Source organism: Spirochaetota bacterium (assembly GCA_038043445.1).
Taxonomy (GTDB): Bacteria; Spirochaetota; Brachyspiria; order Brachyspirales; family JACRPF01; genus JBBTBY01.
Genome location: JBBTBY010000125.1, coordinates 13,661 through 25,867, shown reverse-complemented (window position 1 = coordinate 25,867; position 12,207 = coordinate 13,661). Strand labels below are relative to the sequence as shown.

Genomic DNA, 12,207 nt, shown 5'->3' with positions numbered 1-12,207 from the left:
ACCGCGGCAAGGCGGTTCCAGTAGCTTGATTCGTTCATGAGCGTAAGCAGCGCGGTTCGGGCATCGGGCGTGTTCATCTCGCCGAGCCGCCTCCCGAGCGCTTCCTTTTCGTGTAAGCCGGAAGTCGCGAGTATCTTCTGATAGAGCTCATCCGCGGCAGCGCCGAAAAGAGACACGACGGCGATGACCGCAAAGGCGCACAGAAGCTTTATTGGAACATGATGACTCATCCTCATTGTCCACCTCGGTCCGATGTCGATCGGTGCTGAATGCAGTATACCGCACATGGTCGTACCGTCAAGCATAGGTGATCGTTCAGCTCGTACACGATGTGCGCTTGCCGTCCGCCGGCAGATTGTTATGTTCTAAGCGCACCTCGAAATACCCGATGATCAGGTTCGTGGAGGATGGTATGAGATATATGATACTCACTCTGCTGTTGACCGTATCGCTCTCGGCGGCGGAAACGGCGGTCATCAATTATCAAAGCGCTTACGGTGCCATCGAGCGGGCCGGGGGAAGGACCGAGCGGTCATCTGTCAACGCGCCGCTTTCCGAAGGCGACACGGTGCGTACGCTCGCGTCGACGATGGTCATTGAATTTTCCGGCGGCTCGCGGCTGAAACTTACGGAAAATTCAGCCGTCACGCTTTCTGCGATCAGGAACGAGCGGCGCATAGCGCTCCTTGCCGGGAGCGTATTCGCGAAGGTAGCGAAACTTTCCGGCGGCGCGGCGTTCGAGATAACAACGCCGAACGTGGTGGCGGCCGTACGCGGCACCGAATTCTTCTTTGGTTTCGGACGGGAAAAGGACCTCTGGCTCTGCGTCAACGAGGGTGCAGTTCACGTCGCGTCGTCCGCTGCAAAGAGGGAACAGACCGTAAAGCAGGGTGAAGGGGTATTCATCCTCGGCGGTACGGATATCACCGCGCCGAAGCCCTACGGCTGGACGAAAAAGCTCAATTGGAACATGGATGCCGAAAAAGGCGATGTGCGGGAGAAGGGGGCGATCAAGTCCGCGTATGATATGCAGCGGAAGAACTACGACTGACGGGGGTGCGCTATGCATGCTTTCACCGTATCGTCCGGGGCGAGCTATCGCCCGCGTATCATCGCATTCGCGGCAGCGTTCGTGTTCGCTGCGTCATTTTCCGCATCCGCGTCGCATGTTGCGCCGCTGTCCACGGGACCCGCGGCGGAATTCGAAGGCATAACGAGGCTGTTCGTCTCGTTCGGTGAGCTCGATGTCATGGCCGAGGCGAAAGGGCGAATTGAGAGCATCAACGGGGGACTGTCGTTCCGATACCGCGAACTGACCGCGGGTTCGTATCTGCGCGTTATCGACTGGCTCACGCTCGGCGCGTTCTATCGTCTTCAGTTCGGCGCGACGCATAATAACGACTGGATATGGCCGTCCACGCTCGAATGGTACTGGCAGGACACCGCATCACGTCCGGAGCACGTCCTTATCGGCGACATTACGTTCAGACTCCCGCTTGATTTTATTCCCGGCTCGTGGCGGTTCGAGCTTAAGGCGCAGTATCAGCATACGTTCTACTATGACAGCTATTCATGGTATCAGCGCTGGTTCACGCTTTCGGTGCTTCGTGTCAGACCCGGCGTATCGTGGTTCATACTGCGCGAGGGTTCGCCGTTCATCGATCTGACGCTGCAGTTCGACGGATATATCCCGCTCAATTTCGATCCGAAGCCGTTCTACGCATGGTACATCTACCTCGGCATGCTCTGGCATGCGACGGAGCATATCGCGTTCGGACCGACCGTCGCTTTCATCAATAAGACATGGGCAACATCGCTCGAATACACGCGGGCATCGCCGGGCAGCACCTACGAGGTGTATCATCGCGCGGTCAGTATCGGTCTGACCGTGATTTTCTCGCTCGAACCCTGATCCCGCGGATGCCGTTCGTCTGTACATGGCAGACAAATAATGGTATGATGAAGCTACCGGAGAACCCCATGTACTTTCACAAATATCATGCACCCCAGAATTTCAAGGCAGCCGCCGATACCGCATTATCGCTCGTTGAGCTCCGCGGTGGCGTGTATCGCCTCACGGCGTCATCCCCCCGCTGGACGGCAAACCACAGCCAGGCCGTGCTTTCTCCGGAGGAATTGGACCGCGAGACAAAGGCGAGCTGTACACTCACGGGGAACAGTCTGTCACTCACGCTGAACGGAAAAAAATTCATAGAGAGCGATGCGCGTGCCCCGTTCGGCGTATCCGGCGCGGCATGGATGATGTCATTCATATACGAAAGCGACATGCTTTTTTACGGGCAGGGCGAAAAGAACAATGGCTTTGAAAAGACCGGAAGCTTCACCAAATTCTGGAATACCGATGTCTGGGGCGATTTCACGCCCGAGCAGTACAGGAACGGCGTCACCGATCCGATGTATGTATCGGTGCCGTATCTCCTTATCAAACGCGGCAATACGTATGCGGGTATGCTCATCAACGATCCCTATTCCGTGTTCATGACGCTCAATGCCAAGCTCGATTGGCTTCCCGACGGTGAGAAAAGCGGTATCGTCATCGGCGCGTCCGACGGCATGCCGGATATCTATATCATCCCCGGGCCGTCGCTCGACGATGTTACGACCACACTCCAGCGCCTCATCGGCGTAACGCCGCGGCCGCCGCTCTGGGCGCTCGGTCATCAGCAGTGCAAGTGGGGGTATCGCTCGCATAAGGACCTTGCGGGCATTCGCGCGCGCTTTCAGAAAGAGAACATCCCCAATGACGGTCTCTGGCTCGATATCGATTATATGGACGGCTACCGCGTGTTCACGTTCAACAAGGATCATTTCTCCGAGCCGAAACGGCAGATCGATGAGCTTACCGAGGCGGGCGGCCATGTCGTTCCCATCATCGACCCCGGTGTGAAGCGCGAGGCGGGATACGCCGTGTACGATGACGGCATGAAGCATGATGTATTCTGCAAAACGGCCGAGGGTGAACCATACGTCGGTTTCGTCTGGCCCGGCGCGACCGTATTCCCGGATTTTTCGCTCCCGGCATCGCGTGACTGGTGGGCGCGACGGGTGAAGGCGTTCGCCGAAAGCGGCATACACGGCGCATGGATAGATATGAACGATCCATCGACGGGGAGAAGCGAACTTTCCGACATGCGCTTTGACGGCGGAACACTCCCGCATGAAAGCTATCACAATCAATATGCGCTCGGCATGGCGATGGCTACGCGCGACGGTTTTCTCAAAGCGAACCCCGGCGTGCGCCCGTTCCTCATCTCGCGGAGCGGTTTCATCAGCACGAGCCGATTTTCCGCCATATGGACGGGCGATAATTACAGCAATTTCCATCACCTGAAAAAATCGATAGAGGTTACGCTTAATCTCTCGCTCTCGGGAATACCGTTCAACGGCCCCGACGTGCCCGGCTTCGGAGGAACGCCCACCGATGAGCTCGCACGCAAATGGTACAAAGCGGGTTTCCTTTTTCCGTTCTTCCGCAATCACGCGATAATCGACGCGCCGCATCAGGAGCCCTGGTGTTTCCCGAAGGTGTCCGCCGCCGTGATAGCGAAATTCATCCGTCTTCGCTACAAGATGCTCCCGTATCTTTATAATCTTTTCATCGAGCAGGAAGAGAGCGGACGCCCGATGCTCCGAGCGCTCATGTACGAATTCGCCGACACGGCGGGGAATTCGCTCTCGCATATCGACGATCAATTCATGGCCGGGCCTTCGCTCATGCATGCGCCTGTCGTCGCGGAAGGCGCAGAAAAGCGCGATATCACATTTCCCGACAGCATGTGGTACGATCTTTCGACCGGGCTCTGGATAGCCGGCGGGAAACGGCGCGCATATATCTCAAAGCTCGACGCGACACCGCTCTTTGCCGCGGACGGCTCCATTGTCATGATGCAGGAAGGCGAGCGTACGACGAACAGGAACGATCTGGCGAACGTTGAGGCGCATATATTCCTCCGTACGGAAAAGAAAGCGTCGGTGCGTTACACGATAGACGACGGCGAGACCTTCGCATACCGCCGCGGGGGCGAAACACATGTCGATATTGAGGCGAAACGCGCAGGAACGACGCTTGCGATACGCATCGAAAAGAGCGGGGCATCGCTCCCCGTCGGGATAACCTTCGTCGTTCACGGCACGGCACGAGCGCTCGCCGTCAACGGCAAGAAAAAAATGACGCTGCGCCCGGGGCGTATCATGCTGGCCGGGAAACCGCTTCCGGTGAAGGTTTCCGCGCGATATGAATTCTGAGCACGGCATGAACGACAAGCACTGGACGGCGCGCTGGATACGTGACATCGCGTTCAACGGAACAGACACCATCGATGTGTTCCATAAACAGCGTACGGTGCATTCGATGCCCGAGCATCGTAGCGACCTCAAGAACCGCCGCATGTTCGTGCGGCGCATATTCACACTGGATGCGGCCGCTTCACCGTACATCGACATCACGGCGGACGATCATTACAAGCTGTATGTGAACGGCACGTATATCGCGCAGGGGCCGTCGCCCGCATATCATTTCAATTATCGCTGCAATCGCATCGATCTTTCCGGCGCGCTGAAGCCCGGGGCGAATATCATCGCCGTCGATGTCTACTATCAGGGTGCGATAAACCGTGTCTGGCAGAGCGGCGACTATCGCCAGGGGCTTATCGCCGAGGTGTTCAATGACGGCCGTTGTATTCTCGGCACCGATGCGTCGTGGAAATATCTTGTCCCGCTCCACAGTACGGGAACGACGGTCGGCTATGAGACGCAGTATCTTGAGAACATCGACGAGCGGCTGTTCCCTGCGGGATGGACATCGCTCGACTTTGATGACGGCAACTGGCTTTCCGCATCTCCCCATGCCGATGACGATCATGTGCTTGTGATGCAGGAAACGCCCGTGCTTTCCGAATACAACGTAAAGCCCGCATCGGTGAAGGAAGTTTCCCCGGGTCATTTCATCATCGATCTCGGCAAAGAGGTCACCGGACAGTTCACGTTCGATGCATACGGTTCAGCGGGGGATATTATCGAGATACGTCACGGCGAGGAGCTCAATGCGGACGGAAGCGTGCGTTTCGCCATGCGCTGCAATTGCACGTATCAGGAGACATGGACACTTTCGGGGCGTGCGCCCGACCGTCTTGCCTATTACGATTACAAGGCGTTCCGCTACGTCGAAGTGATAGCGTCGAACAACGTTCGGATGGAGAACTTTTCCGCGAACGTGCGTCATTACCCGTGCGACGAAGAGACTTCTACATTCACCTCGGACGACGATGCCCTTAACGGCGTTTTCGCCATCTGCAAGAATGGCGTGCGTATGGGTGCGCAGGAGCTCTATCTTGATTGCCCGAGCCGCGAGAAAGGGCAGTATCTCGGCGATCTTACGGTGACAGCACATTCGCATCTCTATCTCACCGGCGGCGATGGACGGCTCTATAAGAAAGCGATGCTCGACTTTGCGGATTCGATGCGGATATGCCCCGGGCTTATGGCTGTCGCGCCGGGGTCGTTCATGCAGGAGATAGCCGATTATTCGCTCCAGTGGCCGCTGCAGCTTCACACGTATTATCGTCACACCGGCGACCGTGGTTTTCTCGAAGCGATGTATCCGAAAGCGGCGGAGGCTATCGGATATTTCGCACGCTATGAGCGCGAGGACGGACTTCTGGAAAATGTTGCCGATAAGTGGAATCTCGTCGACTGGCCGGAGAACCTTCGCGACGGGTATGATTTCGATCTGAACCCGAAAGGTCCCGGTACTGGCCCGCATACCGTTCTTAACGCATTTTATGTATGCGCGCAGAGATCCCTCAATGAGATACGATACGCACTCGGCATTGCGCCCGAAGAGAACGACATTCGCACCGCATCCGCGTTCTATGATGCGTTCTATCGCCCCGATATGAAATGTTTCGTTGATTCGACGACATCCGTGCATGCGTCGCTTCACGCGAACGCGCTTGCGCTTTTTATCGGCATGGTCCCCGCCGAGGCTGCGGAGAACGTTCTCTCGCTCGTGCGCAAAAAGCGATTCTCCTGCGGCGTATACATGTCGTATTTCGTGCTCAAAGGACTCTCGCGGTACAGCGCACACGATATCATCTACGATCTTCTCACCGGCACCGACGAACATTCATGGGGAAATATGCTTCGCGAAGGCGCGACGGCATGTTTCGAGGCGTGGGGGAAAGATCAGAAGTGGAACACAAGCCTTTGCCATCCTTGGGCGTCAGCGCCGATACCCGTGCTCATCGAGGATATCATCGGGCTTACGCCGTTCTCTCCCGGATGGACGACGATAGGATTCGCGCCGCATATACCGGACTCGATGCCGGACTTTTTCTTGACGGTCACCGTTCCGACGGCGCAGCTTGCCGTTGAATGGCGAAAGAAAAAGCTGTCCATCGCCGTGGATGCGAACGATGTATCGGTCTCTATCGTGGGGAAAGGCGTGGAATTCGATCAGGGCGGTTCGATATCATGTTCGGCGCATTCGCATGAAGAATCATTGTGCCGGATGCGATAACCGATATAGGGAGCGTTATTCCCTGCGCCAGAACTTTACGTCATCCGCGACGGCGTTCTTCGGCACTGAAAGCCGAAGCATCTTCTTCGTCGGATGCGCAATGCCCGGCGAACGCATACTGCCGACAAGGACATCGTCAATGAACGCGGTCATCTCGTCGCCGTTCACCGTCACAAGGAGCGTATGCCACACGGCTGTCTCGTTCGTGCGCGGGAATATCCGCTCGGACGCCTTGAGCACCGCCTGCTGTTCGACTGAAAGCGACTTGTTCGAACGGGCCTCCTGCATCTTGAGATTCATCGCCCCGGTCTTAAGGTCGCGGAGCCACACCTGTTTCGGGCTGAACCACGCCGCGAAAAGATGCCCCGCATGCACCTCTTTACATGAGAGATCGGCAAAATCGAGGCCGAGGCTGTCTTCCGGCCGATCGAGCCGAAAGCGCATACCGACCGATCCATTGGTGAATTCCATTGTATGGGAAACCGAAATGGCATGATTCGCCTCTTTGTGTATGTACAGGTACATCGCGCCGTCGCGAAGGTCGACCTGCTTATTGCCCTTCGCGCGTGTCTTGCTGTTCGAGTCCCATCCGTTGCCGATCTCGTCCTTCTCCTCCTGCGACTCTATGCGCTCGAATTCGTCGTGAAAGAAAAGCGTACCAATGTCGGCGGTCTCTGCGAATGAAAGAGCGGCCGAAAGGAGAATGATGGCAAGCCGCATCATTGTATCGGCAGCCACGCGAGCACGTTCTGTATCTTCTTATCCCAATATCCCCACTCATGCGTACCCGTTTCTTCCTCATACGTGAGATCAAGCTTCAGCTTCTTCGCATGTTCGCGGAATTTAACATTACCTTCATAAAGGAAGTCCTCGGTACCGCAACACTGGAATAGCGGCATGCGCTTGTATTTTCTCCGCGAGAGCGCTTTTGCACGGGCGAACACATCAATCTTCTTTTCCTCGTCGGCCGTCATATCGCCGAAGGCAAGTGCAGCGTCGTGCATTCGATCGGGGCGGTTCTTGAACGAGATAAGATCGACGACACCGGAAAGGCTTGCGGCAGCGGCATAGCGTTCCGGATACGTCATGGCGATGCGGAATGCCCCGTAGCCCCCCATGGAAAGCCCGGCGATGAATTTATCCTCGCGTTTCGCCGAAATGGGAAAGAACGATGAGACGATGCGCGGCAGTTCGTCGGCGATGAATGTTTCGTATTTATAGCCGTATTTCTGATCGACGTAAAAGCTCCGATTCGCCGCGGGCATGACCACCGCGAGCGAGAGCGGTGCGACGTAGCGTTCTATCGATGTGCGGCGGAGCCATATCGTGTGATCATCGGACATGCCGTGAAGGAGATAGAGCACGGGGAATATCTTTTTTTTCGCCACACCCTTCATGCCGATCTGGCCGTGCGTCGTCTGGGGCAGTATTACGTACATCGATGAAGAGATGCCGAGCGATTCGGAGAAAAAGTCACAATGAATGAGCGCCATGGCAGTATCCTTGTGCGGTGATAGTTAGTAAGATACCGCAGCGGGATAAAATTGCAACGATACATTCATTCGGTTTACGGTGACCGGCGGTCTACTGAAAAATTCCCCGAACGAACAACGGCGTGCTCGAAATCGATACCCGGACGGATCCGCCGTTTGCCGCTCGACGAGTCTCCCGGCCGTACATGTCGATGATCGATATGCTTTCTGATCGACACGGGATAACGATTTCCATTGCCGGTTCCTCCACCCATAACGCGATCGTGTTCAGCCCATCCGCCCCGTCGGTTCGTATCTGCTGAACTTTTTCGCCGATACCCGGTACATCGGTAAGCACTCGCCGGCCGTCGAGAAGATGGCTTACGACATTTACGGCGTTGTTCGCGGGAAGCGGATCATTATTGATGTTGCAAAACCCCAGGCATGCCTCTCCCGAATACGGCACGAGATAGTGCATGGCACGGATGTTCGGCTGTTTCAACGCCCATGCGATCTGCTTGACGACGCCCTCTGCCTGACCGAAGGCGCCGTTGACCGAATGTGAGATGGGCGATGAAAACTCGCCGTATATCACCGGTTTATCGTTCGCCCCCCGCGCGTAATTGACGATCGCGCCCTGGCCCTCTTTCGGTGAATTGCCGATGAGCGTATCGCTGAGCAGCGGCGACCGGTACGGATGCGCGTGTACGTCGATGAGATCGGCGTTGGCGCCGTAACCGAACAGAAAAAGATTGCTGATGAAAGGCGTGTCCCGCACCAGCGATGCGGTGATGAATTGCGCACTCGGATCGGCGTCTTTCATTGCGCGGTAGAGTATTCGTGATGCGTGAGCATAGACCGCTGCGATCGCCGGCGTCGCGGACCCCGCATGGAGATCGATCTCGTTGTCTCCGCCCCATGTGTGCACACGATCGCGGTATTTCGAGACGAGCGAGTGTGCGTATGCGTAAAGCGTTTTCTCGAATTCCGGCGTCCCGTACGGCGGAAGCGCCGCCGCGCCGTAGGGCTGAAGCACAATACCCTTTGCCGCCGATTCCATTGTAGCGCGGCGCTGAACGGCATCCGCATCGTCCTCGGTCAGCGCCATGTCCTGTCCGCTTCGCTTGGGGTCGCTCGTGATGTATCCGAAGGAAAGATCGCCCGATATACGGATACCGAGTTTACGTGCACGGGCGATGAGCGCATCGATGGCGGGGGCTTCGCCGACGTGTGCGTTTCCCATGCCGTCGTGTGTCACCCCCCACGTTTTCCACGCCTGCGATACTTTCAGATGCCTGAGAACGCCCACGGTGGAAAGCCACGACAGGCGTTCGAGCCCGTTATCCACCGGCTTATATTCCGCAAGCCAGTGCCCGACGGCGCCGAGCACGCGCGGTGCGGTATCGCCGTTCGTGTTCACCGGCCCCCAGACCACCGCGACGGCATGTTCGTTGCCGCGCGTCTGTATCGATCCGTCCGCGTTCAGAAAATCGGTCGTAAGCGCGTAATGCCCCGTCGGAAGCACTCCGGAAAAAAGAGGGATGACGGCTTCCATTGCGTTGCTGCGTATCTCATAGCTCACGGCGATATTTTTATCGAACATCATTCGCCCGTCGATGTCATAGAATCGAACGAAGATGCGCCGCGCAACCGACGACTGCAACCGTTCGAGAGCCATATCCTGCTGCTGGTGCAGTGGCTGCGAATATACCCACGGCGTACCGCGGAATCGTTTTCCCTCGCCGACCGCAATGTTCGAAGCGATGCCGCTTGCGGCGGTTATTCGCAGAGAAAGCGAAACCGGTTTATTCCGAACGAACAGCGGCCGCTCATTGTTCTGTCCGACGATCGATGTCTCATACCGTGCGAACGATGCGTTCGTCCCCCGCGACGGATCGAATGACGATGAGAGAATCCCTTCCAGGCCGGATGGGGCAGTGCTTCGTATCTGCACGCGGAGCGTCCAATTTCCCGGCTGACCGTCTTTGGGGAACACCGGCGTAAGCCCGCCGCGGATAGACGATGGGCTGAGCGTTTTTACCAGTAAACGATTCCAGCCTGTCTTGAGCATAACCGGCACCGGCGACCTTTTCCAGACGAATACATCTCCGTTGAAAAATATATCGGCCGTCTGCGATGCTTCCACGATGAGTTCGACGTTCCGGTCTTCCGGAGCGAATAGATAGGAATTCGCATACGCCGTCTGTCCGGCCCATTTGATGCCGGCATCATTGCTGATCGCCGGCGCAAACGGCAACACCTTTTCGGAATAAAGATCGATCATACCATCCGTGCATTCGATCGACCGCCATACATAGAAAGTGCTTCGGTCGATACCCCATGAATATCCGATGTCGCCGGGGTGAGGATTCATCCTTTTCTCCATTCCCGGACTTAACGCGGAAAATCCCGCTCTTCCCCAGCCGGGACCCCACACCGCCCACTGCGTGATCGTCATTTCGGAGGCCGTGAGAGTGCTGCAGAGTGCGAAAAAAATAGCCAACAGCCGTAGTGCATGCATGTGAGCCTCCGGGCATGTGCGTAATATATTCTACCGGTGAATGATACTGTGACAATGGCGGGAAATCAAGCCAAATGCGGATATCGCGCCATGCGCCATTTTCAGATACGCCGCTCAGCCCGAAAATCACGCGGGGCGGCCCCTGCGACGTGCCTGAATATTCTGTTGAATGTTCTCAGACTATCGTAGCCGACCGCGTAGGCGATGTCGATGATGGGCATCGAAGTGAACGAGAGCATATTTTTCGCGTGTTTCACCCGCTCCGCATGTATCATGTCATTCAACACGAGTCCCGAAACGCGCAGTACTTTTTTCCGGAGATAATCACGGTTGAGGGCGAGCGCCGATGCGAGCCGCTCGGCGATATTCGGCAGGCGATAGTGGCGCAGTACGAATTCCCGCACCATCGAGGGGAATGGGTCATTCTGTCCATTGTCCGCACCGGAGCGATACGAAATGATGCCGGCTTTCAGAAGTATGCGCTGTCCGGTACGAGGTCTTTTCCCGGCGAGTATATCGATGAGCGCAGCCGCGGCCAGTTGCCCCATCTCCTCGTGATCGTCGGCGACATGCGCCATGTGTTCCGTGGGGAACGCCTCGAAGATATACCGAGACATCGATATTATCTCCGGCGCGATCGTGCCGTGCGTTTTCGTGCTGGCGGAAATGAAGTGTGCCAGATTCGGGTTTGAGACGATGACCGCATCCGGCATTGGATAGGAAGAGCAGAAGGCATGTGCGGTCTCGCGATAATAGGACGTGCAAAGACGCTTCGCCCGATCATGATCGAGTGCGGCCGAATTTTCATTGAAGAGGTCTCGATACGGTTTCGGAACGACAGGAACGCCGTTCTCGCGGGAGACCCCATAGATATGCGAGGGATTGATCGGCATGCCGTGTTGCGCCATCCCTTCGCGATAGAGCCGGAACCACAACGGCACATGCTCACCCGGCATAACGCCGATAAAACCGAGCGCAGGGTGCCGGCGTTTTTTTACAAGGGAGAAAATATCGGCCATTATCGAGGAGTAGTCGTTCATCACGGTATTGCCGTCGGGGAAGAACGAAGGATGATACACGCGCACGCAGGGTTTGTCCCCGACCGCCCGGACGAGATTCGGGAAAAAACGGCGATATCCGTCGTCGGCGAACACGATAGCTCCGTCGAATTGCATACGCTTCAGCGACTGCAGCTCTGTTCGGATCGCCGCATCGTCGGCAAGCGTGATCGGGATGAGATCGAACGAGCATAACGAAGCGTCGCAGATCTCCTGGGCGCCAAATACGAAACGAAGCGTCGAGCGAACGTGATACGCGGTCGTGACCGGGGAACGTGAACAGAGAATGAATACGATGCGCCACGGGCGACGCGCACTGCTTTTGTCCTGTAGTGCCACGGAGACAGTATATCCCGCGTGGGCGGCATCGTCAACAATAGTGTTATTTTCGCCCCCATTCGCATGATTTGCGGGTGGTTTTCTTGATCAAGCGCCGCTCCTGCGCATTGACCGCTTGCCGGGAAGCGATTATACTGCCTGTATGAAACGCTTGTTCTTCATCATCGGTATATCGACGATGCTTGCCGGCGCCGTGTACGGTGCCGATGTTCAAAGTATCGCCCTTTGCGTACACCCCGCTGTCGGGGGCGCTCGCATTCCCGAAGCGCTCGTGTTGAA

Annotated in this window: 9 protein-coding genes; 4 read left to right on the top strand and 5 right to left on the bottom strand. The window is 56.6% G+C overall.

Annotation, left to right across the window (positions count from 1 at the left end; translation table 11 throughout):
- A partial coding sequence (locus tag AABZ39_16840; GenBank protein MEK6796447.1) for a hypothetical protein occupies positions 1–230 on the bottom strand: 230 nt, incomplete at its 3' end.
- A gap of 182 nt (positions 231–412) precedes the next feature.
- Between AABZ39_16840 and AABZ39_16835 the strand changes: the two genes are divergently transcribed.
- The 4 genes from AABZ39_16835 to AABZ39_16820 all read left to right on the top strand — a co-directional run bounded on the left by AABZ39_16835 (position 413) and on the right by AABZ39_16820 (position 6,538).
- On the top strand, positions 413–1,051 hold the full coding sequence (locus tag AABZ39_16835; GenBank protein ID MEK6796446.1) for a FecR family protein: 639 nt from the start codon (positions 413–415) through the stop codon (positions 1,049–1,051).
- 12 nt (positions 1,052–1,063) lie between these two features.
- The gene (locus AABZ39_16830) at positions 1,064–1,912 is read left to right on the top strand and encodes a hypothetical protein (GenBank protein MEK6796445.1); all 849 of its coding nucleotides are present in this window, start codon (positions 1,064–1,066) and stop codon (positions 1,910–1,912) included.
- A 68-nt stretch (positions 1,913–1,980) separates the two neighbouring features.
- Positions 1,981–4,266, top strand: a complete 2,286-nt coding sequence (locus AABZ39_16825) for a glycoside hydrolase family 31 protein (GenBank protein ID MEK6796444.1) — start codon at positions 1,981–1,983, stop codon at positions 4,264–4,266.
- A 7-nt stretch (positions 4,267–4,273) separates the two neighbouring features.
- Positions 4,274–6,538 (top strand): family 78 glycoside hydrolase catalytic domain, encoded by a 2,265-nt coding sequence (locus tag AABZ39_16820; protein MEK6796443.1) that lies wholly within the window; start codon positions 4,274–4,276, stop codon positions 6,536–6,538.
- 15 nt (positions 6,539–6,553) lie between these two features.
- Here the strand turns inward: AABZ39_16820 and AABZ39_16815 are convergent, their stop codons facing one another.
- The 4 genes from AABZ39_16815 to AABZ39_16800 all read right to left on the bottom strand — a co-directional run bounded on the left by AABZ39_16815 (position 6,554) and on the right by AABZ39_16800 (position 11,928).
- Positions 6,554–7,276: a hypothetical protein gene (locus AABZ39_16815; protein ID MEK6796442.1), complete on the bottom strand. Its 723-nt coding sequence runs from the start codon at positions 7,274–7,276 to the stop codon at positions 6,554–6,556.
- The gene (locus AABZ39_16810; GenBank protein ID MEK6796441.1) at positions 7,258–8,031 is read right to left on the bottom strand and encodes an alpha/beta hydrolase family protein; all 774 of its coding nucleotides are present in this window, start codon (positions 8,029–8,031) and stop codon (positions 7,258–7,260) included. The genes AABZ39_16815 and AABZ39_16810 overlap by 19 nt, the downstream gene beginning before the upstream one ends.
- A 91-nt stretch (positions 8,032–8,122) precedes the next feature.
- Positions 8,123–10,468: a hypothetical protein gene (locus AABZ39_16805; GenBank protein MEK6796440.1), complete on the bottom strand. Its 2,346-nt coding sequence runs from the start codon at positions 10,466–10,468 to the stop codon at positions 8,123–8,125.
- 164 nt (positions 10,469–10,632) lie between these two features.
- Complete coding sequence (locus AABZ39_16800; GenBank protein MEK6796439.1) at positions 10,633–11,928, bottom strand: helix-turn-helix domain-containing protein; 1,296 nt, start codon at positions 11,926–11,928, stop codon at positions 10,633–10,635.
- Between the last annotated feature and the right edge of the window lie 279 nt (positions 11,929–12,207).